Origin of the sequence: Rhizobium sp. Root1334, assembly GCF_001426665.1 — a bacterium.
Taxonomy (GTDB): domain Bacteria; phylum Pseudomonadota; class Alphaproteobacteria; order Rhizobiales; family Rhizobiaceae; genus Pararhizobium.
The window spans coordinates 20,976-46,529 of the sequence record NZ_LMEY01000001.1 but is presented as its reverse complement, the minus strand read 5'-3'; the positions used below and the strand labels follow the sequence as shown (position 1 = coordinate 46,529).

18 protein-coding genes are annotated in these 25,554 nt (G+C 60.3%); 9 read left to right on the top strand and 9 right to left on the bottom strand.

Annotation, left to right across the window (positions count from 1 at the left end; translation table 11 throughout):
• Nucleotides 1-28: 28 nt before the first annotated feature.
• Entirely contained in the window at nucleotides 29-1,042 is a 1,014-nt protein-coding gene (hemB, locus tag ASD36_RS00210; RefSeq protein WP_060502191.1) for a porphobilinogen synthase, read from the bottom strand.
• Between the two features lie 243 nt (nucleotides 1,043-1,285).
• Here hemB and ASD36_RS00205 point away from each other — a divergent pair, with 243 nt between their 5' ends.
• Complete coding sequence (locus ASD36_RS00205; RefSeq protein WP_060502190.1) at nucleotides 1,286-1,624, top strand: hypothetical protein; 339 nt, start codon at nucleotides 1,286-1,288, stop codon at nucleotides 1,622-1,624.
• 48 nt (nucleotides 1,625-1,672) lie between these two features.
• Here the strand turns inward: ASD36_RS00205 and ASD36_RS30415 are convergent, their stop codons facing one another.
• Nucleotides 1,673-1,906, bottom strand: coding sequence for a hypothetical protein (locus ASD36_RS30415; RefSeq protein WP_156393789.1), 234 nt, complete (start codon nucleotides 1,904-1,906; stop codon nucleotides 1,673-1,675).
• 193 nt (nucleotides 1,907-2,099) lie between these two features.
• Here ASD36_RS30415 and ASD36_RS00200 point away from each other — a divergent pair, with 193 nt between their 5' ends.
• The 3 genes from ASD36_RS00200 (at nucleotide 2,100) to ASD36_RS00190 (ending at nucleotide 4,266) form a co-directional block, all read left to right on the top strand.
• On the top strand, nucleotides 2,100-3,041 hold the full coding sequence (locus tag ASD36_RS00200; RefSeq protein WP_060502238.1) for an adenylate/guanylate cyclase domain-containing protein: 942 nt from the start codon (nucleotides 2,100-2,102) through the stop codon (nucleotides 3,039-3,041).
• Between the two features lie 143 nt (nucleotides 3,042-3,184).
• The gene (locus tag ASD36_RS00195; protein ID WP_060502189.1) at nucleotides 3,185-3,622 is read left to right on the top strand and encodes a DUF6163 family protein; all 438 of its coding nucleotides are present in this window, start codon (nucleotides 3,185-3,187) and stop codon (nucleotides 3,620-3,622) included.
• A 131-nt stretch (nucleotides 3,623-3,753) separates the two neighbouring features.
• Complete coding sequence (locus ASD36_RS00190) at nucleotides 3,754-4,266, top strand: MarR family winged helix-turn-helix transcriptional regulator (protein ID WP_037107503.1); 513 nt, start codon at nucleotides 3,754-3,756, stop codon at nucleotides 4,264-4,266.
• A 75-nt stretch (nucleotides 4,267-4,341) separates the two neighbouring features.
• On the opposite strand, the gene ASD36_RS00185 is transcribed toward ASD36_RS00190, so the two are convergent.
• Genes ASD36_RS00185 through ASD36_RS00165 form a run of 5 tightly spaced genes read right to left on the bottom strand, consistent with a single transcriptional unit; the run spans nucleotide 4,342 to nucleotide 18,767 of the window.
• Nucleotides 4,342-4,587, bottom strand: coding sequence for a hypothetical protein (locus ASD36_RS00185; RefSeq protein ID WP_060502188.1), 246 nt, complete (start codon nucleotides 4,585-4,587; stop codon nucleotides 4,342-4,344).
• 27 nt (nucleotides 4,588-4,614) lie between these two features.
• A complete protein-coding gene (locus ASD36_RS00180; protein ID WP_060502187.1) occupies nucleotides 4,615-5,571 on the bottom strand; it encodes a hypothetical protein in 957 nt (318 codons plus the stop codon).
• Nucleotides 5,568-11,195: a hypothetical protein gene (locus ASD36_RS00175; protein ID WP_060502186.1), complete on the bottom strand. Its 5,628-nt coding sequence runs from the start codon at nucleotides 11,193-11,195 to the stop codon at nucleotides 5,568-5,570. Before ASD36_RS00175 ends, ASD36_RS00180 begins: the two co-directional genes overlap by 4 nt.
• Nucleotides 11,196-11,197: 2 nt before the next feature.
• Nucleotides 11,198-13,288 carry a hypothetical protein gene (locus ASD36_RS00170; protein WP_060502185.1) on the bottom strand — a complete coding sequence of 697 codons (2,091 nt, stop codon included), beginning with the start codon at nucleotides 13,286-13,288 and terminating at the stop codon, nucleotides 11,198-11,200.
• Nucleotides 13,254-18,767, bottom strand: a complete 5,514-nt coding sequence (locus ASD36_RS00165; protein ID WP_060502184.1) for a hypothetical protein — start codon at nucleotides 18,765-18,767, stop codon at nucleotides 13,254-13,256. The genes ASD36_RS00170 and ASD36_RS00165 overlap by 35 nt, the downstream gene beginning before the upstream one ends.
• Nucleotides 18,768-19,229: 462 nt before the next feature.
• Here ASD36_RS00165 and ASD36_RS00160 point away from each other — a divergent pair, with 462 nt between their 5' ends.
• The 5 genes from ASD36_RS00160 (at nucleotide 19,230) to ASD36_RS00140 (ending at nucleotide 24,349) form a co-directional block, all read left to right on the top strand.
• Nucleotides 19,230-20,555, top strand: coding sequence for a L,D-transpeptidase family protein (locus ASD36_RS00160; protein ID WP_060502183.1), 1,326 nt, complete (start codon nucleotides 19,230-19,232; stop codon nucleotides 20,553-20,555).
• Between the two features lie 188 nt (nucleotides 20,556-20,743).
• A complete protein-coding gene (glyA, locus tag ASD36_RS00155) occupies nucleotides 20,744-22,045 on the top strand; it encodes a serine hydroxymethyltransferase (RefSeq protein ID WP_060502182.1) in 1,302 nt (433 codons plus the stop codon).
• Between the two features lie 27 nt (nucleotides 22,046-22,072).
• Complete coding sequence (nrdR, locus tag ASD36_RS00150; RefSeq protein ID WP_037107514.1) at nucleotides 22,073-22,546, top strand: transcriptional regulator NrdR; 474 nt, start codon at nucleotides 22,073-22,075, stop codon at nucleotides 22,544-22,546.
• Between the two features lie 70 nt (nucleotides 22,547-22,616).
• Nucleotides 22,617-23,729 carry a bifunctional diaminohydroxyphosphoribosylaminopyrimidine deaminase/5-amino-6-(5-phosphoribosylamino)uracil reductase RibD gene (ribD, locus tag ASD36_RS00145; RefSeq protein WP_060508772.1) on the top strand — a complete coding sequence of 371 codons (1,113 nt, stop codon included), beginning with the start codon at nucleotides 22,617-22,619 and terminating at the stop codon, nucleotides 23,727-23,729.
• Complete coding sequence (locus ASD36_RS00140; RefSeq protein WP_060508661.1) at nucleotides 23,729-24,349, top strand: riboflavin synthase; 621 nt, start codon at nucleotides 23,729-23,731, stop codon at nucleotides 24,347-24,349. Before ribD ends, ASD36_RS00140 begins: the two co-directional genes overlap by 1 nt.
• Before the next feature lie 110 nt (nucleotides 24,350-24,459).
• Here ASD36_RS00140 and ASD36_RS00135 read toward each other — a convergent pair whose 3' ends face one another.
• Nucleotides 24,460-24,978: a GNAT family N-acetyltransferase gene (locus tag ASD36_RS00135; protein WP_060502180.1), complete on the bottom strand. Its 519-nt coding sequence runs from the start codon at nucleotides 24,976-24,978 to the stop codon at nucleotides 24,460-24,462.
• Between the two features lie 42 nt (nucleotides 24,979-25,020).
• Nucleotides 25,021-25,524, bottom strand: coding sequence for a cupin domain-containing protein (locus tag ASD36_RS00130; protein WP_060508770.1), 504 nt, complete (start codon nucleotides 25,522-25,524; stop codon nucleotides 25,021-25,023).
• Nucleotides 25,525-25,554 lie beyond the last annotated feature (30 nt).

The following is a 25,554-nucleotide window of genomic DNA, read 5'->3' as shown; positions in this document are numbered from 1 at the left end:
GTTTTTGGCTTCTTCGGCCGGGCCGGTATCAGCGCTTGGCCAGAATACGTGCCACATCAACCGCGAAATAGCTGAGGATGCCGTCGCAGCCGGCGCGCTTGAAGGCAAGCAGCGTTTCGAGCATGACCCGCTCGCCGTCGATCCAGCCATTGGCGGCGGCGGCCTTGATCTGCGAATATTCGCCCGACACCTGATAGGCGAACACCGGCAGGCCAAAACTTTCCTTCATCCGCCAGCAGATATCGAGATAGGGCAGGCCGGGCTTGACCATCAGCATGTCGGCACCTTCCTCGACGTCGAGGGCGGCGTCACGCATAGCCTCGGTGCCGTTGGCCGGGTCGATATAGTAGGTCTTTTTGTCACCCTTGAGCAGGCCGCTGGTGCCGATCGCTTCACGGTAGGGGCCGTAGAAGGCCGAGGCAAACTTGGTCGCATAGGCCATGATGCCGACATTCTGGTGTCCGGCCGCATCGAGAGCCCGGCGGATCGCGCCAACCCGTCCGTCCATCATGTCGGAAGGCGCGATGATATCGGCACCCGCATCGGCCTGCATCACCGCGGCCCTGGCAATCTGCGCCACCGTCTCGTCGTTGACGATCTCGCCGCCGCGCAGGATACCGTCATGGCCATGGCTGGTGAAGGGATCGAGTGCCACGTCGGTGATGACCCCGATGTTCGGCACGGCCTTCTTGATGGCGCGGGTCGTCTCGTTGATCAGGTTGTTGGCGGCAAGGCTGTTGGAGCCGGTGTCGTCGCGCAGCGAAATATCGACATTCGGAAAGGTCGCCAGCGCCGGGATGCCGAGATCGGCGGCGAGCTTTGCTGCTTCCACGGCCTTGTCGATGCTCATCCGGTTGACGCCGGGCATGGCATCGATCGGCTCGACGATGTTCGTGCCGGGAACGACGAAAATCGGCCAGATCAGATCATCCACTGTCAACCGGTTTTCCTGCACCATCCGGCGGCTCCAGTCTGCCTTGCGGTTGCGGCGCATGCGGCGGTGGCCGGTGATGAGGTCAACGGTATCGGTCTTGTCGGTCATGGCGATCGTCTTTCGTCAGCTTCGTCCTGTTCGTCGCGGTTTATCATGGGCGCTCATCAAAGGAAAATGCTTGAGGTGCGGCGTTTCATCATCCCATCTGCGGAGCTTCTGCGTTTCCCTATGTGGAAAAGGTGGGCCGTGAAGGAACTATCCCGGCCCTGTCCAGTTCTGAACTCATCCTGCGGAAAGCCTGATGAAAATCACCGATGAGCGGTGAGGGGCTTCCAAACAGAGGAGAAGACGATGAAAACTTTCATTACACTTGCCCTTGCCGCTACTCTTTCTGCGGCCTCGCTCGGTGGTTTCGCCTATGCGCAGACCACGAGTTCCACCACGTCCATGATGGCGGACGACATGCTGACCATTGTCAATGTCGGTGAGGAAACCAACGCCAGCACCGACACGTCGTCGATTCCCGCGACCTATCGCAACCCGTCGCCGGAAACGATCAGCAACGCCCAGGCGGAAATTCAAAATGATCCGGCCTTGATGGCGGCGTTGGAGGCGAAGAATGTCCAACTCGAAAATGTGATCGGCATCCAGACGGCTGCGAACGGCGGCAAGGTGGTCTATACGAAATAATCATCCGCAGTCTGAAAGGGTCCCCGTTTGCGGGGCTCCTTCTGCTGTTTAGACGGTGCCGCGTGTGCGAGGACGCGGCTTGCCGATGCTCCGTTGCGGCAACAAAAAAAACGGCCTCTCCGCGAAAGGAGAGGCCAAATGTTCAAGTTGGTGCGTATCCGGATCGACTGCCAAGTGACCGGCATTCAAATCGTTTCCTGCTAGGCCGCCGTTCGCAATTAACTTTGTTAATCCCAAAATCTTTTTCGCCGCGCCGGGTGAATGAAAATCAACTTCAGCCATAAGCGTTAGCGGGAATACATGCGGCCGAACGCCCCTTGTAGGGGAATATCTTTCCCATGGCGGGCTTTCTTCGGCGAGATTTGCCGCGCGTGCCGGTTGGAGGGCTTTTCCCCAAGGTTGCAATCCCCATATGCTTTTGAATGCAATCGGGTTAGCCTGAGAGGCGAGGAGGCAGGCAAACATGGACGACACATTGAGCGAGACGCAGCGCAAGCTGACGACCATCTTCTGCGCGGATGTACAGGATTACACGCGTCTGATGGGCGCGGACGAGGAAGGCACGCTGGCGATGCTGAAGCATTACCGCGACGCGATGTCCCGGTTGATCGACGCGCATGGCGGACGGGTGATCAATACCTGGGGGGACGGGGTGATCGCCGAGTTTCCGAGCGTCGTTGAATGTGTGCGCGCAGCGATGGATGTTCAAAATGAGCTGGCAGGCCAGAATGCCGCGCGGCCGGCAGACGGACGCATGCAGTTCCGCATCGGCATCAATCTCGGTGATGTGATCGCCGATGGCGATGATATCTATGGCGACGGTGTCAACATTGCCGCGCGCCTGCAGGCGTCGGCCACAGCGGGCGGGATCGTCATTTCCAATACGGTCTACGACCAGGTGCGCAACAAGGTGGCGGTCGGTTTTGATTTCCTCGGCCCGCTGGCGGTGAAGAACATCGCTGATGGGGTGCCGAGCTATGCCGTGCGCATCGGTGAGGGCACTGCCGGGTCATTGCCGCCTTCAGACGCGCCGCGCCACTCTGAGGCAAGGCCCGATACCGCAGCCATCCGGCAGACGCCGGATGGCGCCGGGCCGCCGAGCAACGGCTTTCCGGCGATCACCCGCCCGATATTCGGGTTGGCCGCGCTGGGCGTGGCTGTGCTGATCGTCATCAATATCCTGTCGTGGCAGGGCGTTTTCTGGGCGGCCTGGCCGGTTTTGGGAGTTGCGGTCTTGTCGGCGCTGGTCTGGATCGCCATTCAAAATCGTTTCGACCGGCTGGTTGCAGGTCTTGGTGTCATTAGCCTGGGTATTGCCGGGATCAATATTTTGACATGGCACGGGATTTTCTGGTCGGCTTGGCCGCTTCTCGGGATCGGCATTGTTGCTGCCCTTTACAAGATCCTCCGCCGGTAACAGAGCTGCGCGCTGATCATTCGTTGCATCCGGACACAAGAGGCAGCCGTTCCGGACAGGGCAGGGCAGGGCACGCATCGTGCCACAGGATAGGCGGATTATCCGTCTGGCAAAGCGCCAGCCCGCGCCCTATCTTCGCCGCCATGGCCCTTGATTCTGTGAAAATCCCCAAACTCTCGCTCACCGAAACGCTGTTCGGATTGTTCCTGCGGCTGGTGGCCGTGTCGTGTTTCTGGTTCGGCCTCAACTATTGGGCGATGCTGATCGGCTTCTCTTTCGGGGGGGGCGGACGGTTCGACCTGTTGCCTGTTCCGTGGCGGGTGGCGGCGACAGCACTGGCCGTCATCTATCCTGTCGCGGCGCTTGGATTGTGGCTGTTGGTCTCCTGGGGGCCGGTGATCTGGGTGGCAGCGGCAGGGGCGGAAATCGTCATGTTTGCGGTCTATCCGCAGATTTTCGGGGAGAAGCCGCTGCTCGTCATTCTGCACGCCGCGGTGGCCGTTACCTTCGTGCTTTTCAGGGCTGCGATCTTCTATCAGCGGGCACGACAGGCACGTGCTGCAAGAATTGATTTACCCTGAGACAAGGGCTGTGGATAGTAAGGCGCTGTTAAGGCTGGTGTTTAAGTAGAATTTTATACGTATTCGATAGTGTCTACCTCAAGGCGGGAAGAGAAACATACACCGCCAAACAAAACAGTGAGGCAGTCATCATGAACACCAAAATGAAACCGCAGGTCGTTTCCACCAAAGATCCCCACGAAGACGCGATCCGTTCGCTCTACATGGAATCCCTCCACCTGGTTGAGCGTCTTCATCGCCGTCTGCTCGATGTCGTCAAGGACGAATTCGACCGTTCGGGCCGCTCCGACGTCAACGCCGTCCAGGCACTTCTCCTCTTCAACATCGGCAATTCGGAACTGACGGCCGGTGAACTGCGCTCGCGCGGTTACTATCTCGGCTCCAACGTATCCTACAATGTTAAAAAGCTGGTTGATCTCGGCTTCATCAATCACCAGCGCTCGCGCGTCGACCGCCGCTCGGTCCGCATCAGCCTGACCGAAGAAGGCCAGGAGATCGCCGAAACGGTCGCCAAGCTCTACGAGCGCCATATCGGCTCTATCCAGAAGGTCGGCGGCATCGGCACTGACGAGTTCGGCCAGATGAACAAGCTCCTGCAGCGCCTCGACCGCTTCTGGAACGACACGATGCTCTACAAGCTCTAAGCGCGAAGACCATCGCCAAGGCTTGTGATGATTGCCGACGGGTGCGCATGGCGCACCCGTTCGCGCGTTTGGCGCCTATTCGACGATCAACGTTCCATCTGCCCAGATTTCCTTGACATAGTCTGAGGCTCCGGTTCGACGCCAGATGAAGGTACCTTTGCTGTCCTCATCGTCTTCCGTGTAGTGGGCGTCCACCCAGACCTCATCGCCCTTTTGGAGCATGTCTTCGAAAACGAGTTTGCGGATGGCCGGATCGATCTGCTGATCGACAGCATAAATCGCCGTTGCCCCCTCGTTTCTTACCAGAATTTTAAACGCCATAATGTCCTCCCGTTGCAATGAGCTGGATCATTGGGATTTTGTCGGTGAAATCGGGATCGGCGGCGAGACCGAGACGATACGCGCCTGGACCTCGACCATCTGATTGAGTCCGGCCGGCGTGACATCGAGTGCCGGTTCGCCGCCACCGGCCTTCGAAAACAGCCAGTTGAAATCAAAATGCGGTATGAAGGCCGGGCCGGGCGAATGTAGCAGCGACACATCGGCCCAGAATTCGCCCGCATCTTTGTCGCCGTTCGCCTCGATATCGAGGAAGAAGCCCGGATTGTCGTTGCCGGTGGCGAGCAGGCCCAGCATGTTGGGGATTGTCGCAAAAAGCGATGTGACCGGCACCGTTTCTCCATTGGAAAACAACAGGTTCGCCCGGTAGGCCAGTGGTTTCGCTGCCGTCGCTCTTTCGATGAACAGTTCAAGGGCGGTCACGAAAGATCCGTCGGGATGCTTTTTCAGATCGATGGCGACCTCATGCGGATCGGTACTGTTTTCCGAAAACCGCAGACGGACCGTCAGGCGGCTGAATTTTTGCAGATGCGCCGGAGGCCCTGCGAACCGGAGGAACAGCCGCGCCGAGGCCGCATCGGCGCGGGTGGCAAAGCCGGTGGAAATGAGATCGAAATAGGCTCGCCGGTAGGTTTCGGGAACGCTCGCTTCCGAACCGCACAGGATCGCAGCCGGCGTTTCAAACTCGATGATACGGACGCAGTCTTCCTCTTCACCTGCGCCGGTCAACGCCGCCGACAGTTTGCCGGCCAGCAGCGCCGAGCGGCTATATTGCTCGACCGGACGGCCGGGCTCCTTCAGGTAGCCGGTGGTCAAAACGGCGAGGTGGCGTTGCACATGCAGCGGCAAAGAGTTTGCAAAGGTCGAGGCGCAAAGCCATGTGCGTTCCGCAAAGCCGCTGCGATCAAAGCTCAGCATGGCGGTTTTCGGATCGAGCCTGGCAAGAAGCTCACGTATCGGTATCATCGGCCGCGCCGGGGGGCGCCGTGAAAATCAGGGGTGTGGACTGTGTCGAAGTTGCGGCCGGTGCGCGTCCAGGCAAGAAAGGTCGGTGCGCTGGCCATGGTGGCACGCGCCCGGGTGCCGTCGGCTTTCAGAGTAACGGATGTTGGGTTGGCCGGGGTTTCCGCCTTTGGCGGTCCCCATTCGATATTGCAGACAAGACGCGGCGCGTTGCCATGGCCAAGCGTGACATTGCCCTGGTTTTGCGCAGGCAGAACGAACACCGCTGCCGAATAGCGGCCGGGGGCGACGGGCTGGTGCAGGATGGCCAGGCGGCTGGCAAACAGCCGTTTCCAGCGGGCAATGGCGACGTTTTTCTCCATGGAACCGGCGATGCCGCCATCGACGGCTGCCTTGCTGGTCTTGATGACCAGGCCATTGCCATCCGCCTCCAACATGAGCACAGGCGTCTCATTGCCATCGGCGACGCAGTTGAGCAGGCTTGTGGGAGTAAGCGCGATGTCGCTGTCGATCCACCAGCATCGACCGGCATCCAGCCCCGATAGGTCGCCGGTGCCGTCCTCAACCGCCCAGTTCGGATCGATATAGCGCCGCATCGAGATGCCGAGGAAATGCTCTTCGAGATTCTGTTCGGTGCCGTTGAGATCGAGCGGTGACAGCGAGAACATCGAATTCGGAAAGGCGGGCGCCGGCGCATTGACCGCATCGAAGGTCAATCCCATCGGCCCTTCGGCGTTCAGCGCCAGTCCGAGGGCGGTATTTTCTTCGGTGGCATGGTAGGTCAGGCGGGGATCGGGACCGATCTCCTTGCGTGAATCAAGAATTTCGACGGGCGCATCGGCTTTGGTAAAGCCATATCCGAAGCCGGTTTTGATCTCGGCGGCTATCCGGTCGGCCAGTCCGCCGCGTGAAAAGGGCGGTTCCTGCAGGATGGCGAGTACGGGTGGCGTGCTTGGCACGTGGCTATCATCGCGCGGCGGGCTGGTCAGCGGAATGAGGGCGCGCTGCTGCGGCCGGGTCAGAAGCATTCGAGAAAGGTCTACCAGCATGGCAATGCGCAGCGTCCATGCCTCGGCCGGCTGGACGCGGAGTTTCCGGTCCGTAATCCACGCCTTGACTTCGCGGCGGGTCACTTCCTTCAGTGCACCAGCATAGCGGGAGCGAAGGGTGAAACGGTGGCGGAAATAGGTTGCTGACGGTGCTTCCCATAAATGTTGTTCCAGCACCGTTACGGCCGGCAAAGGCAAAAGACGCTGTGTCACCGTCTGGGAATCGATATTCGGCCGGTCGAAAAAGGCTTCCTGCTCGAAACGGGAGAGGGGATAGCCGAGGTCTTTGCCGTTTTCTTTAACGGGCATTTCCTTGAGCGGCATGGCGGCCGTTGCAGATTGCGGCCGGTGCGAAAGCGCGTCCTCGTCGCGGAAATGCAGTGGTGCGATGTGGTTGTAGATCGGCCTGCCGCTTGGGCGCCAGCGCTGCGTCGTCACATCGATCTCGCTGAGCAGCCGCCATTGCCGGGCGTGGTTCTTTTGGCCGGGATCAGGCAGCGCGGGACGTGTCTGCAGATCGTAGCGACGGGATCGCTCGATCGGCCGCACGGCTATCATACTGGCGGCAAGCTGGATGGCGGGCTTGTCCCGTTCCTTGCCCCTTTCTGCATCGATGGCGTGCATGCCATCCAGCATGGTTTCGATCCGGATGGCTGCCGACGGATAGGCAAAAAATGCTTCTGTCAAACCATGAGGCACAATTCGGCGCGAGGCTTGCTGTTTCAATCCCGGATGAAAAACGGCCGGGTGCTTGCCTGAGGGGGCGAAATGCCGGGCAGGGACCAAGGCATCCATCGACAAGCGGGCAACGGTGCCGGGCGGAATGCTGGCCTGCAATGTCTTGACCTGCGCGGACACATCCGGCTGCTTTAATCCTAAAGCGCCGGAAGCGATGTCGATCGAGAACTGGAAGGCGCGCTCGATCGGCTTGAACAGTTTGTCATGCAGAGCCTCCGGGCTCCATTGTCCCGTACCGTGTTCGGCAAGGTTTTGGGTGATGCCGGCCATGGTCTGCTTGAAACCGAAGGACAGGATCAGAGCCTGTGCGGTATGGATGCTGCCGTCGAGTTGATCTGACACGGTCAACTCCAGGCGCACAGCTTCGAAGGCCGGGTCGGGCAGACGATCGAGTGCTCGCGATAGGCCCTCGTCGGCATCGCGCAGGACATAGGCGGTCAGAAGTGCTCGCCGCAGGTTCGCGGCCGCCGTCTCGTCCAATACCGCGTCCCGCAGGGTGGCATTGGCGAACCATCGATCGAAATCGAGATAACCGACGCGCGGCGTGTCGACCAATACAGCAACATCGCCGCGCAATGATTCCTTCCACGGGGCCTCGCTCGGAGCGAGCAGCAGAAATGGTGCGCCAACCTCGTGTGGCTTGATGTCGTCCGCCACGGCAAAGCTCAGAGAGGCGGGCTCGTTGGATTCTAACGACAGCCGGATCCAGCCGACAGTGATAGGTCTCGTCGTGGTCAGTGCTGCATTTGCGGTGGCCTTGCCGCATTCGATGGTGAGCTGACGCTGATGTGTGGGTGTGCCCGCTCTTACTGAGTCCAGCGAGATGGTGATTGTTTCGAGGGCGCTGAAATCAAACCCTTTCGGGAAGGCAAGTGTGGCCTTGGCGACACCGTCGTCATCCGGACCTGCTGGCACGGTGTTGAAAAGCCGGGCAACCAGCCGTGCGGGCTTGCCGCTGAGGACGGTGCTGCTGATCCGATGGATTGTAGACCGGGCGATCAACTGGGGGATGGAGAGGGTGCCGCTGCCGTCGCGATCACGAAAAATATCGCAGACGGCTGGGCTACCTGTGAATGCACTCATCACCGTGCGCGGATAGTCTTCGGCCAGTGGGGCCACGCCGTCGATCGGCATGGCAATGCGGCGCGGTTTGTTGGCAGTCACCACCTCGTTGACGGCCATCTGACCGATCGCGGTGCGGCGCTGATAGCAGGTTGTGGTGACCAGCAGCGGGTCCGGCTTGCCGCCCTTGCTTGGGGGCTCGAACACCGGCTTCGGCATCCAGGGCAGGTCGGCCTGCAGAGATAGCGGCATGGAACCGGCATTGGTCGTAGCGAAGCTGAAGCTCTCGAAATTCCGGCCATAGGCAAGGCGCGGGACATGTGCAAAGCCGGATGATTCGGTATCGTGGGCGCCATGGCTGTAAAAGGATGCAAAGGCTTCCGGCGCCAAGGCGAGCGCTTCTGCCGCCGTGTTGCCAAACGTGGTCGCTGCAAAGGGCAGACCTTCATAGCGGATGAACATCGGGCCACGCCCGTCGCTTGTTGCGGGTAGCATGGGATGAAGCGCCGCCGGGACTGTCGGTTTTGGTGCCGTTTGACTGGGGTCCACGGTTAGCGGCACGGGCCAGGTCAGTTCGGCGAGGCTCGCATGCGCCCATGGATCGGTTCTGGTTTCGGTATCGATCCGGCGGATGGCGACCGCAATGCCGTTGAAATGGTCGCAAAACGCATCGATTTCTTCACCGTCGATATTGGCCGCGATCTGGATCGGCAGCGGGGCAGGGGCGTGGTCGGGGACGAAGCGGCTGGAAGTGGCCGCCAACTGCGTCATTGGGGCAAGCGATGCCCGGTAACTTGCCTGGAAAAACGGGAGAATCTGGGCGGGCGTCACCGGCGTGATGCCATCGGGCCATGTGGTGGGAAAAGGCACTTTGACGAGGCTATCGGCAATGCGGTGGAAACCGTTGGCAAACGGCTCCGGTTTTTTGGGATCCGCCGGCAGCCTGAGCAAGCGCTCGGCAAAATAGCCGGCGCCGGTGGCGACGGCAATCAACCGCTGAACTGCAGGCATTCCCGTCTGTTTGTGCTCACCGGCAAACCGGAGCAGCGCCTTGGTGAATTCGCTTGCTGAATCGCGCCTGACTGCCTCGGCACCGTTGAAGGGGCCGTCGAGTTGGATACGATAGGACCGCCAGGCTTCGGTGAAGGCGCCCGACACGGCATTCACCAGTGCAATATCCCCTGAGCGGTTCAGGGTTGCTGCAAAGGCAGCCGCAAAGAGGGCTGGCAGCCCGGTCACTGGTTCGCCACCGTTTCCAGTTTTTTCGGTCGTTTCGAACACTCGGATGATCGCCGTCTCGGCGCCGGTTTCGTCCTGTAAGCGCTGTCCGGCGTCCGCCAGCGCCCGGTGCAGGATCGCCTGCCCGTCGCCATTGATGTTTTGCCGGAGCTTTTCATCAAGGGATACGGCCGTTCCGCTGGCGAATGCGTTCAACAGAACATTGAGGAGCTGGATTTCCAGCGGCGTTTCAGCCCCGGTGGGCTGAAGGCCGTGAACCCGTTTCAGGCTCTCGCAGAATGCGCGGCGCGCGCCGGCATCAGCCATGTCGGCCGCCGTGCGCATCAGCGGATTGTTCAGCGACAGGGTGTTGCGTAGCACGCCGGTCAGCTTGGCAAGAGAGTAGCAGTCTTCCGGCAGCGCGAAAGCCCCGGCGAGGTCGTCCCGATAGCGCTCAAAAAGGTTCAGCATCAACGGCGCAAGGATATCGCCCATCGTCGCGTTACCGGATACGGGTTTCATCAGGCCGATAATGATGGGGTCGAGCGCGGCACTCAGGCTGGCTGCGGTCAGCCAAGCAGCGGCGGGTGCGGGAATGTCGAGAAGAGGAGGCTTCTTTTCGCTGCCGTAGTGCCACTGAAACAAGGCTTCGTAGGCGGCGTCTTCAGCCGATCCGGTACCTGGGCCGGCCAGCGCCGTTGCTGGCGCCATCAGAGAGGCGGCGCGAACTTCGAACCATTGGGTGAGGCGCCAGAGGTTTTCAGCCTCCGGATCAACTTTGAGATAGCCGTCGGCGCTGAGGAACCCGTTGATATCCTGCGGTACAGCCGTAAAGGCGGCAGGAACCTCAAGCGCTTGCGCGCGGCAGGTGGTCTCGCCAAAGCCGCCACCTGCGTCATAGGTAAAATCCCACAACTCTCCGTGCGGCGTCCCGGAGGGGATGGCAGAGGGAGCTGCGCCACTGAAGGAGGGCAGAACGACATAGAAGCCATCCTGCGGGATTCCCTCAAGCCGCAGGACATGGGTGAGCGAGAGCCTGTGCGCCACGGGGGCGTTCCACGCATGGGCGGCGCGCAACCGGTAGGTGGCAGGCGCGGTGGTTGCTTCGATCGGCTTGTCCATCGCAACGCCGGCATCTGGCGTCGTCCAGTAATGGTGGATATCTGTTTGCGGCGGCGCGGCCTTGCTGAGCCAGGCGATGATGTCGTCAGCGGAATTCGGTGCTCTGGCATCGGAAATCTGCCGGGTGATTTCGCCCCTGTAGCTGAGCGTGCAAGTGCCCGGAATACCCAGGTCGGCTTCATAAAGATGAAAGCGAACCTGTTGCACCGCCGTTGCGAATTGGCGGAACTGGTCCTTCGCCAGGTTTTCGTCCGCTTCAAGTTCCTGCCGTTTTTGTTTCGCACCATCATCCATTCCGATGATTGCGTTGCGAAGGACATCCGTGACGCATTCGAAGCCGAGATTGACGGCAAGCGTTTTCAGGGCTGGGTCTGCCGGATGATAGGTGTCCGGCTCGGCGTCGAGGACGCAGTGGAGGATGGAGGACTTCAGCGCCATGACTAGTTGCTCGCCTTCTGAAGTTGCTCGACGGCCTGTTTGGCCTTGTCAATTTTGTCTTGGAGTTTGGTGTCGTTGACCTCGCCGCTGACGCCGGTGCTGACCGAGGTTTCCGACTTGCCGCCGCGCAGCGTGTAATTGACGTTGGCGTGGGCGCTGATCGTGAAGAAGCGGGAGATGCGGATGCTCACCGCCAAACTGCCCTGGCCATTGACCTCGCCATTCTCGCGGTAACTCAGGCGCAGCATCAGCGTGATACCGACCGAGACCATGCCGCAGACCTCGACGTGACCGGCGATCACCACCACGACGGACAGCGCAAGCCCGCCGCCGGATTGTCCGATCATCTTGCGATAAGTCATGACGCCCGAGAGCGTGATGAATACCTGGCCGACAAACGGTCCGGCCGCGAAGGCAAGGGCTGCGGAGCCGCCGGCACCTGCCTCGACGCAGACCATCAGGCGGCCGTCGAAGGGCCTGTATTCCGCGTCGATCTGGATATAGCCGGTGCCGCCGATGACGAAGATGGAGAAGATGAAGGGCCGCTCGATGCTCGACAGGTTGAAGCGGTTGGCGAGCAGGAAGTCCGGAAAGGCGAGCAGCTGGAAGTGGTTCTCGATGCAAATGTTGGAGACGCCGCTGGTGCCGAAATTCAGCGTCATCGGCGGGATAACGAAATCATGCTCAACACCGACAGGAATATTGTCCTGCTTGATGATCTTCAGCCCACCCGCCTCGTCCGGAAACAACGTAGAGAGAAAATCCTGGATGAACTTGAACGCGGGGTTCAAACGGATGTTTTTCGGGTCGAATTCGACATTCAGACCCTTTTCCCGTGTAAAATTCAGCCCGAACTGTTCGAATTTCACCATCGACTGTCCACCGGCGATAAGATCAATCGTCGTCTCGATGCGGCTGAAGCCCGTCTGGGTCACCCTGTCCTCGTCCTTGGACGCTTCAAGCCTGACCCGGCCGGTCAGATGCATGTCGATGAAGTCGACCTGAAAGACGCCCAGTGAAAACAATGTCCGGCGCCCACGGATCCGGGCGTCGATATCGATCTGCACCCAGGCCCGGCCTTGGGCCTTGTCGAAATCATGGCTGGCGCGGACTCCCTCCTGGAGGCTGGTCCCCAGTGGCTGCCCCTTGAAAAGATGATCGAGGTTCAGCCCGGCGAAGTTGGCGAGCGTCAAGCCTTTCGGCTGAAGCCTGTCGGCAATCTTGTCGAAGGCCATGTCGAAGCCGAGCGCCTTCAACTCGTCGCCAAGCCGGTTGAACAGGGCGCTGGCCTCGGTCGTGTCGATGACGTCGCTGATATCGTCGAAGCCGGAGCGGATGCGGTCGATATCGGCTTTCAAAGCAGCGATTTCGGGCGCCGAACTGACCGCGGAATAGAGCTTGAGCAGGTTTGACGGCAGTGCCATGGCGCCGCCGCTGGTCAGGCGGCTGGCGGCATCAAACACCCGGTCGCCATACATCCGCGCCGTTTCCACCGAGCGGGACAGATTATTGTGCAGGCTGCGCAATGAACAGTCAAAAGCGTTGACGGCATCGATCAGCGGCTGCGCCGCCGTCTCCAGTTCATCGAGCGACTGGGTGATGCGCTCCACCAGCGGGGTATATTGCGCTCGCACGGCTTCGAGCTTTCCATCGACATATGGACTGAAGCCGTTGGCAATATGGGACAGGTAATCCCTGGAATCGTCGACGCCTTCAAACACTGCGGTACACGCGGCAGTTACCGCGTCGAGTGCTCCCAGCGTGTCGGCATTGATCGTCCGGATGACCGTTACCGCAGCAGGGCTCAATTCGGTCAGCCGGTCATGAATTGCCGGCAAAATGTCTGACGCCGTAAGGTTTTCGTCGATCGGGGCCAGCAGGAGTTGAAGCGCCGGCGTGATCGCCTTGTCGCAGACGACAGTTTCGAGCAGCCTTTCCGGCGCCAAAGCTTGCTGGGCCGCCTTGAACCCATTCTCGATGTCAACGATGACGGACGCGGTTCCAGCAAGGGTCTTTTGCAGATGGCCGGCGAGGGCTTCGATGGTTGTGTCCAGGTGGTCAACGGTTGCTGCCACCAGAAAATCGACCGGCATGGCGATTTTCAAAAAGCTTACCGTCGAGCCATCCTGAGAGAAGCTTCGCAGTCGCAGCGATATCTGACCATAGCTTGGACAATGCCGCTGCAATTGCTTCAAAACCGTTTTCCAGAAAAGCTGTCGCAAGGGCCACTATGCCGTCGGTTTTGTCGGAAAGCGTTTTAACGAGAGACGATGCTTGGGCTGTTAAATTGGCTATGATCGCGGCAAATTCCGCGAGCGTCTCGTCCGTCAACGTGTTTGCATTGGCCAGAAGCACGCGGGTTTCCGGGATTATCGATTTCGCCTGATCGGCGGCTTCCTGCAACGCATCCAGCGCCTGAATGGCATCGTCGCCCAGCTTTTTGTCGATGCCCGGCTCGGCCTTGATCTGGTCGCTGATCGTGGTAATGGCGGCTATGGCTGTATCGAGTTGGCCTGATCCTGCGGCCGGAGACAGGGCGTCTATCGCCAAGGTCAGCGGCGCAAGCAGCCGGGAGATACTGTCCTTGACGATCCCCGCGCCTGCAATTTTGGTGTCCGCGAGGTGGGCAAGCTGGGTCAGCGATTTTGCCAGATGGCCGCCGATCGCTTGGCCCGTTCCAGACAGTTCGGCGGCGAAACGTTGGCGGGCTTCGTCCACGGCAGCAGTGATATCGCCAGCGACATTGCTGACTGTGGCTTGCAAGCCGGAAGAGAAAGCGCGGCGCCGTTCCGCCGACCAGGGTTTTTCACGGTCATAACCGGCGGAAAACTGTTCGAGCCGCTGCCGAGCACGCGCATGGATCGCTTCGATCTCCATATCGACACCGGCAAGGATGGATTTGGCCTTTTCAACACTTTGTCCGGCATTGCCGACATCCTGAGACGCTTCGGCGAAGATTGGGCGCAGATGTTCCGTGATAAGGCCGGTCAGCGCCTCGATCAAAAGCGTCTTCGTCGTGATCGGTTTTCCATCAATGACAAGCGCCGGCAGACGGTGTTCGATATCGGCGGCCCAGTCGGACATGGCGGTGGCAAGCAGCATCTCTTTGCGCCGGATCATCCCAGCTGCCTCTGATTTCAGCCTGGCGCAGTGCGTTTGGCCATCGTCGATGGTCTTGTCGAGCAGCTTTAGCTTGACAAGCACGCTTGCGCCGTCACCGGCAGCCTGCGGGATTGCTTGCCGGAGCTGTTCGATGAGACCGCCTGAAGTCCATTTTTCCTGGAAATCCTTCAATGCGGCTTCGACGCCGGTCCTGTCTTTCGCCCTGATGCGATCGAGCAGATTGCCGATCGCCCCGGAATATTCGGCTGCCGCTGGAAGGAGAGCGCCTGTTCCATCGGCCTGCCAATAGGCGAGCGATTCTATCTTTTTCAGCTTCTCCACATCTTCGGGGTTGCGCAGGATGCCGGCGTTTCCCATCACCGCGATCAGTTCAGGCCGTAATGTCTGTTGCTCCTTGGCTGTGTGTACGGCGCGCATGAAGCTGATGCTGTCGAGGCCGACATAGACGGGCTTTCCGGCCCGGCCGGCATTGATCGTCGTTTTTTGGGCGGCAGGCGCGAGCCGCCAGGTGAAGCGGCGCACGCCGGGCAGGACACGGCTTACTGCGCGGCGGCGATGACCAGCGTTGGATGCACCGTCCGGCTTCGGGTCGGCGCAAGCGGCGATCTCCTTGGCAATGGGCATGTTGGCATAATCGATGTCGAGATACGGCCGCCAGCCATTGGTGTTGCTTGTGTCCTGTTTGAAGTCGGAGAAGAAGTACAGGTTGTCTGTATCGAGGCATTCCTGCGAGACCACGGGATTATCGCCGTCACCTTCGGCTGTGCTGACAAAGGCGATATCCGGCATGGGGTAGACCTGCGGCCGCTCGCGGGCACTCAGCATGTTCCATAGCGGGATCTTCCAGCCAAAATCACCGACCTCACTGCTCCAGGCGCTGTCGACATTGATGATTTTCGAGTTGAAACGCAGCCGCTCCAGGAAGCCGGCGCAGCGGGGGGCAGCTTCGGCGAAGTCCGGATAGCTGCGCTCGGGCTCCAGCAGTTCGATATATTCCGCCACCTTGCGCAGGATCGGCCGGCGGGAACGGGTGCGCTGCTGGTCCTCCACGAATTTCGGGGCAAACTGCGCGGAGGCGTTGACGCTGCGTTCGTAGACAACGACATGTTTTGCCCGGTGCCAGAAAGCGCCGATGCGGCCGAGCACTTCCACCTTCTGCCGCTCCACATGGCCGTTGCGGGTTTCGCTGATGATGGTAACGATACCGCCGAGAAAGGCAGCAGTCTGTGCCGCGTCGCCGCCGGTTGGCGAGAGGGCGATGGCTTCGATCGTACCGCCGCTCGACTCCGGTCTTTCCAGCAGATGGTTGAAAAGGTTGACGGACTCGACCGGCCATAGGGCGCCGCCACTCAGGCCCTGCGGATGGCTACGCGGCTTGCTGAGGTCCTGTCTGCTCGTCTCGTCCAGATACCCGTTGAGAGGTCTCGATGGGCCGGCCTTCGGCCAAAGCGCGTGGTCCTCTGGCTTTTCCAGCTTCGCCAAAGGCGGGCGGTGAAGTGCTGTACCGCGCAGGGCATAGGTGACGCCGCTGGCAAAACGGGCAGGGGTAAAATCGATGGTCGAATCTGGATCCCGTGCCCAGATTTCCAGCCGTTCCGGCCGTCGGTCGATGGCGCGGCAAAGTGCATTCCACCGTGCCTCGAGGTCATTTGCGGCATCCGCATTCCGGGTCGGGCCTGTCATCTTGCCGGTCAGGGCTTCGATCTCGGCGACCCGCGCCTGGCGCGACATCGCGTCTCCTCTCGAGACGTCGATGCCTACCGAAAGGCCGTAGAGAAATTCGCCGCGCAAGAAGGTTAGTGCGGCACCCAGGCCATGCTCGCCGCGCTGGCGAAAAATGTCATGGCTGCTGGATTCCGGCATGAAATAGCCCCGCTCGACGTCGCTCGGACTTATCCAGAATTCGGTCGAAGGGGTCAGGCGGAATTCCACCGCGCGGCGTTTCATACCGGTCTTGTCTTCGCCGGTGTCCGCTCCCACGGCATAGGGCCGCCAGGCGTCGGAGGGGTCCGTTGCATCGGTGTCCTTTAAGTCGTGGATTTCCAGGCGGCGCGGTTTGTCGGCACTCTCGGCGACTGCCTGCGCTGGCAGGATATAATGGTAGTAATCGGCAACCTTGCGATACTGCCAGATCCGGTCATCGCCGGAATAATAGGCGACCGATGCCGAGCCGGCATCACCGCGGTCGCTAAGCGGCCGGTGGCTGTAGCGGAACAGCGAAAACGGTTCCTGCGATAGCACCACATAGCTCTGTTCACCCGCGTCAGGCGCGCTTTCATAGATATCGGCTTCGATCCGCCGGTCCAGTGTCGGCGCGACGGTCTCGCGGACGCTCAGCCAATAACGGTAGCCGGAGGGGCCGCCTTGCGTGCCAGGGGCAGCTTTCTGGGGGATGAGAAGTGGCGCTGTGCGCCCCGACCGGTCCAACCGTGAAACGTCGATGCTGACCGGCTTGACATTGGTAACGGGGAGAACCAGGTGGATCGAGGCGGCGATCCGGCCGGATTTCAGGTCGAGAGGAGGAGCGCCATCGCTATTCCCTTGGCGCGTACCAGAACCACCGGCGCGCAGATAGGTCAGGGTCAAATCGTCGGGTTTGGCCGGCAGCGGTCCCTTAACCGGGCTCAGATCGAATGCCAGCGAGGAAAGGCGCCCGGACCATGCGGTGCCAGCCGGTAGGGTTTCCACAACATAAGACGCAAAGAAGGGTTCGTTGGCGATTTCGTCGCTTCCGGCCGCCGCCCACCCCCCATCGCCCGAGAGGGTCAGATTGATCTTTGCCGCAGGTTTTTGCTCATTGAAGAATGTCAGGTTACTGGCAATCAGCCTGAGCGTGTTGTCTACAAGTCCCGCCGTGTCGTCCGAACCGGGGATGAGGTCGGCCATCTGAGCCAACGACAGCCGCAGCCGTGGCCGGATAAACGGCGTTTCCGGTGCGCCTGTTCGAAGGGCGCGTCCCCAGGCAAGCAGTCCGGTATCGGGCTCCGTTTCTGTGCCATTGGTGATGAAACGCGCCTCCAGGGATGGGCCGTATAGAGAGAAGCAGACCGTCTGTTTGCCATCCGCTTGTAGGTCGGGAAGCACGGAGCGCGGCTGGGCGGCCTCGACCGGCGCCAGCGCCTCGCGGGTTTGCCTGAACGTATGCGCCGCATGGCGTAGCAGGCCAAAATCGAGATCTGCCTCCGCTGCCGGACTGCCGCCGAAATTTTCACCGGCCGGGATGTTGTTTTTCCAGTGAAAGCTGAGATCAACCTTCGGAGACCAGCGCCGGGCCTCTTTGCTCCAGATATCGCCGTCGCCTATGTCCCATGACAGTCTGCAATCGGCATATAGCGCGCTGGCGGTCTTGACCCAGCCGCCCGTCTCCTTCGAAAGCCGCAGGCTGAGGGCGTCACCGCTCCTCGTGATATCGTCGGCAGAGGTTGGATCGCCATCGCTGGCTGAAACGGCGATACGGTAGGTGAAGACGGGTTTTCTCGCGTCCGATTTGTTCTTTCCAAAGCGAAGGCTGAGATCGGCGGTTGTGCCGCCGGCCTTCAGGCGTGGCCATTTGGTCGAAGCGGGATCGATCGAAAAACCGAAACGGGCTAGAATATCCTGGGTGAATGGCCGCGAATTTTCCGGCCAGAATTTGGCGGCGTCGATCGTTGCCGATTTTTGCTTGCCATCATAGACGGCGAATTCACCCTGGCCGGGTTGCCCGCGTGCCGAAAATCCGAACGATCCAAGAGAGGCGTCTGCCGGATACTTGCCATCGCTAAACACGAAAGAGGTGCCCGATACCGGCGCGGCCGAGGTGTCGACGGAATCACCTTCGATCCAGCCGCCGACGAGGGTGGTAAAATTAAGAATCCTCTCGAATGAACTTTTTTTGCCGGGCTCATAGACTACGCAGAACGGAAACGCGCTGGGATCTGCCTGACTGCCGGACAAGAGCGTCGTGCGGCGGGCGGGCAACGGCAAGTGCAGGTTCAGGCAATAGCGTGGACCGCCTCGGCGTCCGACGTCCAATCCGGAAAAGACCGTGTGGCCTGGTGCATAGGCGCAGGACCGCACCAGCGGCCATCGCAGATCGAGCGTTGCTTCCGCTAGAGCATTGGACGCCCGGTACTGCTCGATCAGAAATGCGCCACGAAATGCCAGCCAGTCCGTATCGGTGGTTTGTTTTCCGGCGTCGATCCAGATTGCGTAATCCTGATCGTCTTTGAACCGATCAACGGCGTCTTTGACTGTGAGATCAAAGAGGTTTTCTGTGATTTCTGGAGGAGAGCCTGACTGAGAAAACTGTTCGCGAGGCGTCCATCGCAGCGCGGGCCGGAAGGTCCCGGCCGCCCCCTTTTCGAGGTAGTGGATTTCGACAACCCCGTCGCGGGTCCGGGCTGGAAGCGCGTCGATCTTCGGGTGTGGCGGCCAATGAAAATTGCCGTAGAGCCGAAAAGCCAGAACCATTTTGCATATCCCCCGGGAAGCAAAGGCATGGTGATTTAAGGCTCATTAACTCACATCTGTTTTTCAACGTAAAGTGTTTGTTGCAAATAAATTTAAACTCTAAGATTGTATTTTGGTGTGGCCGGTTGCGCCGCGTTATGCTCTGTCCGGCTCAAGGATTTCCGTGAGCTGCGGGCCGTGCACCGGTGGTGTTGCCTAAAATCAGCGCTGTTGAAGCGTGTCCTTTCCTCTGCTCGGATCCATGCAAGGCGACACGAATTGGCCATATTACTGTGACAGCGACGAGATACGAAAATGCGGCCCTTGCGTTGCTTCTGTTGCCCAACGGTGACTGGCCGCACGTTGCGTTCGCACTCTCACAAATGTGAACTGGGCGTAGGGAACGGCAAGTATAGTTTACGTTTGTTAACCGTATTCATGATAGCTCTGCGGTTTGCTTCGCAGCATTGGATGGTAGGAACTATGACGAAAAAAACCGGAATTGATGCAGTCTCTCGCCGTGGCTTCCTGGCCTCGGCCGCAGCATTTGGTGCTGCGACATTCGCCGGTGGCGCTTTTGCGCAGGACGCGCTCGACGAGATCATCAATGCACCGCGCCGCGGCGCCTGGGATGACCAGTTCGACGCCAAAGCTTCGCGCAGCGCCACGGCGGTCGTGTCGAACTCGCCGATCTTCGGTATGAACACACTTGCCAATACCCAGAACGCCGTTGGCCAGTACCAGCAGATCGTTTCGGCCGGGGGCTGGCCGCAGGTCAATTCGTCGGTTCGCCTGGAAATGGGCGTTGTCGATCCCTCCGTGCAGGCTCTGCGCCAGCGCCTGATCATTTCGGGCGATCTGCCGCAATCCGCCGGCATTTCCAATTCATTCGACAGCTATGTTGATGGCGCGGTCAAGCGTTTCCAGGCGCGCCATGGCCTGCCGGCCGACGGCGTGCTTGGCGAGTATTCCATCAAGGCGCTGAATATTGCCGCCGACGTGCGCCTCGGTCAGCTGAACACCAACATCGTCCGCCTCCAGTCGATGTCCGGCGATCTCGGCGAGCGTTACGTTCTGGTCAATATTCCGGCAGCCTACATCGAAGCCGTCGAAAATGGCCGCGTTGCGACCCGCCATACAGCCGTTGTTGGCCGCATCAGCCGCCAGACCCACATCATCAATTCGAAGATCTACGAAGTCATCATCAACCCCTATTGGACGTCTCCGCGCTCGATCGTCGAGAAGGACATCGTTCCCCTGATGCGCAAGGATCCGGAGTATCTGAAGAAGAATTCCATCCGTCTGATCGATGGCAAGGGCAACGAGGTTTCCCCGGAAACGATCGACTGGAATGCCGAGAAGGCGCCGAACCTGACGTTCCGCCAGGATCCGGGCAAGACCAACGCCATGGCGTCGACGAAGATCAACTTCCACAACCCGAACAACGAGTACATGCACGACACGCCGCAGCAGGGCCTGTTCAACAAGCTCGCCCGCTTCGAATCCTCCGGCTGCGTGCGCGTCCAGAACGTGCGTGACCTGACGACCTGGTTGCTGCGCGACACGCCCGGCTGGTCGCGCCAGCAGATCGAGGCAACGATCCGCTCGGGTCAGAACTCTCCGATCAAGCTCGCAGTCGAGGTTCCGGTCTATTTCAAGTACATCACCGCCTGGGCGGCAACCGACGGCATCGTTCAGTTCCGCGACGACATCTACGAGATGGATGGCGAGCAGGAACTGGCGCTGCAGACCACCACCGGCATCGAGCAGGCCGCCGGTTCCGTCGAGCGCGACAACCTGCCGCAATAAGCCGGTCTGCATTGAATAACACCGAGGCCGCGTCCCTTTGAAAGGGGACGCGGCCTTTTTCGTTGCCGATCCCAACCGCATTCCCGGCGCTGCAGATGGGGGAAATGGCGCAAATCGCATAGCCCATATTGCCCTTGCCATGCGAGGACGATAAACACCGTGCCACAGTCTCTCGAGGAGCTTTCACAATGAGCGTTTCAGCCGTCAATCCCGATGTTTTCTTCACCCGTACGCTTGCCGACACCGATCCGGAAATTTTCGGTGCGATCGGTAAGGAACTGGGCCGCCAGCGCCACGAGATCGAGCTGATCGCCTCTGAAAACATCGTCTCGCGCGCCGTTCTGGAAGCGCAGGGTTCGATCATGACGAACAAATATGCCGAAGGCTATCCGGGCAAGCGCTACTACGGCGGCTGCCAGTTCGTCGATATCGCCGAAGAACTCGCCATCGAGCGTGCCAAGAAGCTGTTCGGTGTCAATTTCGCCAACGTTCAGCCGAACTCCGGTTCGCAGATGAACCAGGCCGTGTTCCTGGCGCTCTTGCAGCCGGGCGACACCTTCATGGGCCTCGATCTCAACTCGGGCGGTCACCTGACGCATGGTTCGCCGGTCAACATGTCCGGCAAGTGGTTCAACGTCGTCTCCTACGGCGTACGCGAAGGCGACAACCTGCTCGACATGGACGCAGTTGCCGAAAAGGCCCGCACACATAAGCCCAAGCTGATCATCGCCGGTGGCACTGCCTATTCGCGCATTTGGGACTGGAAGCGCTTCCGCGAGATCGCTGATGAAGTCGGCGCCTACCTGATGGTCGACATGGCGCACATTGCCGGCCTCGTTGCCGGTAACCAGCACCCGTCGCCGTTCCCGCATTGCCATGTTGCCACCACCACCACGCACAAGTCGCTGCGCGGCCCGCGTGGCGGCGTCATCCTCACCAATGACGAGGATCTGGCAAAGAAGTTCAACTCGGCGGTCTTCCCGGGCCTGCAGGGCGGTCCGCTGATGCACATCATCGCTGCCAAGGCCGTTGCCTTCGGCGAAGCGCTGCAGCCGGAATTCCAGGATTATGCGGCCCAGATCGTCAAGAACGCCAAGGCTCTGTCGGAAACGCTGGTGGCCGGCGGACTCGATATCGTCTCGGGCGGCACTGATAACCACCTGATGCTGGTTGACCTTCGCAAGAAGAACGCCACCGGCAAGCGGGCGGAAGCAGCGCTTGGCCGCGGCTACATCACCTGCAACAAGAACGGCATCCCGTTCGACCCGGAAAAGCCGTTCGTTACCTCGGGTATTCGCCTCGGCACCCCGGCCGGTACGACACGCGGTTTCAAGGAAGCCGACTTCCGCGAAATCGGCAACCTGATCGTCGAAGTGCTCGATGGTCTGAAGGTCGCCAATTCCGACGAAGGCAATGCCACGGTCGAAGCCGGTGTGCGTGAAAAGGTGGTCAAGCTGACCGACCGTTTCCCGATGTATCCCTACATGTAATCTTTCAGCTCTCGTCAAGGAACCCGAATGCGCTGCCCTTATTGTGGATCGGAAGACAGCCAGGTGAAGGACAGCCGTCCTGCGGAGGACGGCGCCGCCATCCGCCGCCGGCGCATCTGCCCGGATTGCGGTGGCCGTTTCACGACCTTCGAGCGGGTGCAGCTTCGGGAACTGATGATCCTGAAGAAGACCGGCCGCAAGGCGCCGTTCGACCGCGACAAGTTGCTCAGGTCGTTCGAGATCGCGCTGCGCAAGCGGCCGATAGACCGCGACCGGATCGAGCGGGCGGTGTCGGGCATTGTCCGGCGCCTCGAAAGTTCGGGCGAAACGGAAATTCCGTCCGAGGAAATCGGCCTGCAGGTACTCGAAGCCTTGAAAGGCCTCGATGACGTGGCCTTCGTGCGCTACGCCTCTGTCTACCGCGATTTCTCCCATGCGGATGATTTCGAAAAGGTGATCGCCGAGATCAGCGCCAAGATTGCCCGGGATCCCGGCGCCTGATCGACGCCAAGACTTGGCGCCGCCCGAAAGGGCGGCGTTTGACGTTTCAGGGTTGGGGATGGGCATCGATATGGCAGACGCGGCGGAAGACAAGCGGTTCATGGCGGAGGCGCTGCGCCTCGCACACCAACATCTCGGTGCCACCGGCTCCAACCCGTCTGTCGGCTGCATCATTGTCCGCAATGACGGCGATGGCGCAAAGATCGTCGGCAGTGCCGTCACGGCGCTGAGCGGCAGGCCGCATGCGGAAACACAGGCGTTGGCCAATGCCGGGCCGCTGGCACGCGGCGCTACCGCCTACGTGACGCTCGAACCCTGTTCCCACCACGGCAAGACCCCGCCCTGCGCCGATGCGCTGATTGCTGCCGGCGTTGCCCGGGTCGTCGTCGCCGTGGTTGATCCTGACGAGCGCGTCTCGGGCCACGGCATCGATATGCTCCGCGATGCCGGTATCGAGGTTGTCACCGGTGTGCTGGAAGACGAGGGCGAGCGCGAGCTTGAGGGTTACCTCATGCGCAAGCGCAGCAACCGGCCGTATGTGACTCTGAAGCTTGCCGTTTCGGCCGATGGCATGATCGGTATAAAGGGGCAGGGGCAGGTCCCGATCACCGGCGCCCCGGCGCGGGAGATCGTCCACCGGCTGCGCGCCGAGACCGACGCCATCCTTGTCGGTATCGGCACGGCGATTGCCGACGATCCGGAATTGACCTCCCGTATCGCCGGGCTGGAGCACCGCTCGCCACTCCGCATCGTCATCGATGGCGATCTCAACCTGCCGGTCACCTCGAAGTTGGCGCAGACGGCCCGCAGCGTGCCGGTCCTGATCGTTACCGGCCAAAGCGATGGATCGGTCGCTTTTTCAGAACGTCAGCAGGCACTGGAAGCCGCCGGTGCGGAGGTCGTTGTCTGCGATCCGACGGCGCCGGCCGATCTGCTCGCCGCTCTGGCAACGCGAGGTGTGTCCTCGCTTCTGGTTGAAGGTGGCGCCAGGACGGCACAGCAATTCCTCAATGACGGGCTGGTTGACCGGATTCTGCTGTTTACCGCGCCGCTGACCCTTGGCGAGGAGGGGGTACCATCCCCACTTGACCGGAAGCTGATCCCGGTGGGCTTCGTTCACCGGCGGACAGATACCTTTGGCGACGACCTCCTCGACACCTACGAATACGAAAGAACCCTCTGATGTTTACCGGCATTATCACCGATATCGGCACCGTCGAAACCATTACGCCCCTCGACGAGGGTATCAAGCTGCGTATTGCCACGGCCTATGATCCCAAGGGCATCGATATCGGCGCCTCGATTGCCTGTTCCGGCGTCTGCCTGACAGTTACGACGCTGCCGGAAGAGGGCGCCAATGGCCGCTGGTTCGAGGTCGAGGCGTGGGAAGAGGCGCTGCGGTTGACGACGATTTCGTCCTGGACCGCGAACCAGAAGATCAATCTGGAGCGGTCGCTGAAGATCGGCGACGAACTGGGCGGTCACATGGTGTCAGGCCATGTCGATGGCAAAGCCGAAATTCTCTCCGTCGAGGCGGAAGGTGAGGCCACCCGGTTTCGCTTGCGTGCGCCGGAACATCTGGCGAAATTCGTGGCGGCGAAGGGCTCTATCGGGCTTGATGGCACATCCTTGACGGTGAATGCCGTCAACGGCACGGATTTCGACGTGCTGCTCATCCGTCATTCGCTTGATGTGACGACCTGGGGGCAGCGTAAGGCCGGTGATTTCGTCAATTTCGAAGTCGATACGATGGCCCGCTATGCCGCACGGCTGGCAGAGTTCCCGGCGCCGAAAGCCGAGTAACTGGCTGGACCGATGTCAATTCTGATCCACCCCGGATGTCCGGGAGTGGATCAGGTCATTCTGCGGCATTGGTGGCCTATTTTGCCGTTGCGGCAACGTTGCGCAGAACGTCACCGCTCCAGCAAAATCACATTTGCTCCGTGATAGGTTGTCCGTCCGGTTTCCTTGAATTGCAGTTTTGAGGCTACTCTCAGCGATGGGAGGTTGCCGATATCGATGATGCAGGTCTTCTTTAGCGATGGAAATTGCTGATCGCCCCATTTCAGGGCCGCGCTGACTGCTTCTGTTGCGAGGCCCTGGCCATGGGAGCGCGGCGACAGCGCCCAGCCCGTTTCCATCGTACCTTCGACCGAAGGGCTGATTCCACGGTGCAGATCGTGAAAACCGGCCTCGCCAATGAACTGGCCGGTTGCGCGGTCCTGCAAGACCAGAAAGCCGAAACCAAAATAGTGCCACATGCCGACCTGGCGCAGAAAGCGGGTCCAGGCCTGCTCACGTGAAAACGGGATGCCGCCGACGAAGCGGGTGACTTCAGCATCGGCAAAGAGCGCGGCGTAAGCTGGAAAGTCATCGCGGCGATAGGGGCGAAGGATCAGGCGTTCGGTTTCGATGGTGGGGACGCTGTGCATGAGGCTGTTCAGTCCGTTTGAAATGTTGATTTCGCTATTCGATCAGATTCCCGGTTCGCCGTCCCAATAATCGGTTTCGCTTTCCTTGCGTCCAACGAAACGGAAGACGGCCTTGCCGCCGGGTGTTGCGCGCGATTTGGCCAGGAACTTGCCGGAATCCGGATATTCGACGATCTCTGCCTTCGCATTGGCCGAAATGGACAAGTAGGTGAGGGGGGCGGTGCCGGTATTGATCAGGTGATGGGCGGTCTCCGGCCCGCCGGCGGGAGCGCCGAGCACGTCGCCGGGTTTGACAGGGTAGCGATCCGGCCCGAAGCGGTATTCACCTTCGCCGCTCAAGATGACGAACAACTCTTCTTCGATATGGTGATTGTGGAACGGACAACCGGATTTCCCGGGTGGAACTTCACTATAACCTATTCCGAGATCCTTGAGGCCAAGTTGGGCGCCGAAGGCGGCGTCGCGGGATTCAAAGAACGTGCCTTCCTGCCAATGCTCGAGGTCGAGTTCGGCCGGGTTGATCACGGGTTTCTGCATCTTTGTCATGTTTTTCTCCACCTCGGCAAAACTTGTATA

Bases quoted from the DNA above. Each gene is read 5' to 3' on its own strand.
- hemB (WP_060502191.1), bottom strand. From the start codon at position 1,042: ATGACCGACAAGACCGATACCGTTGACCTCATCACCGGCCACCGCCGC.
- ASD36_RS00205 (WP_060502190.1), top strand. From the start codon at position 1,286: ATGAAAACTTTCATTACACTTGCCCTTGCCGCTACTCTTTCTGCGGCC.
- ASD36_RS30415 (WP_156393789.1), bottom strand. From the start codon at position 1,906: ATGGCTGAAGTTGATTTTCATTCACCCGGCGCGGCGAAAAAGATTTTG.
- ASD36_RS00195 (WP_060502189.1), top strand. From the start codon at position 3,185: ATGGCCCTTGATTCTGTGAAAATCCCCAAACTCTCGCTCACCGAAACG.
- ASD36_RS00190 (WP_037107503.1), top strand. From the start codon at position 3,754: ATGAACACCAAAATGAAACCGCAGGTCGTTTCCACCAAAGATCCCCAC.
- ASD36_RS00185 (WP_060502188.1), bottom strand. From the start codon at position 4,587: ATGGCGTTTAAAATTCTGGTAAGAAACGAGGGGGCAACGGCGATTTAT.
- ASD36_RS00180 (WP_060502187.1), bottom strand. From the start codon at position 5,571: ATGATACCGATACGTGAGCTTCTTGCCAGGCTCGATCCGAAAACCGCC.
- ASD36_RS00175 (WP_060502186.1), bottom strand. From the start codon at position 11,195: ATGGCGCTGAAGTCCTCCATCCTCCACTGCGTCCTCGACGCCGAGCCG.
- ASD36_RS00170 (WP_060502185.1), bottom strand. From the start codon at position 13,288: ATGCCGGTCGATTTTCTGGTGGCAGCAACCGTTGACCACCTGGACACA.
- ASD36_RS00165 (WP_060502184.1), bottom strand. From the start codon at position 18,767: ATGGTTCTGGCTTTTCGGCTCTACGGCAATTTTCATTGGCCGCCACAC.
- ASD36_RS00160 (WP_060502183.1), top strand. From the start codon at position 19,230: ATGACGAAAAAAACCGGAATTGATGCAGTCTCTCGCCGTGGCTTCCTG.
- glyA (WP_060502182.1), top strand. From the start codon at position 20,744: ATGAGCGTTTCAGCCGTCAATCCCGATGTTTTCTTCACCCGTACGCTT.
- nrdR (WP_037107514.1), top strand. From the start codon at position 22,073: ATGCGCTGCCCTTATTGTGGATCGGAAGACAGCCAGGTGAAGGACAGC.
- ribD (WP_060508772.1), top strand. From the start codon at position 22,617: ATGGCAGACGCGGCGGAAGACAAGCGGTTCATGGCGGAGGCGCTGCGC.
- ASD36_RS00140 (WP_060508661.1), top strand. From the start codon at position 23,729: ATGTTTACCGGCATTATCACCGATATCGGCACCGTCGAAACCATTACG.
- ASD36_RS00135 (WP_060502180.1), bottom strand. From the start codon at position 24,978: ATGCACAGCGTCCCCACCATCGAAACCGAACGCCTGATCCTTCGCCCC.
- ASD36_RS00130 (WP_060508770.1), bottom strand. From the start codon at position 25,524: ATGACAAAGATGCAGAAACCCGTGATCAACCCGGCCGAACTCGACCTC.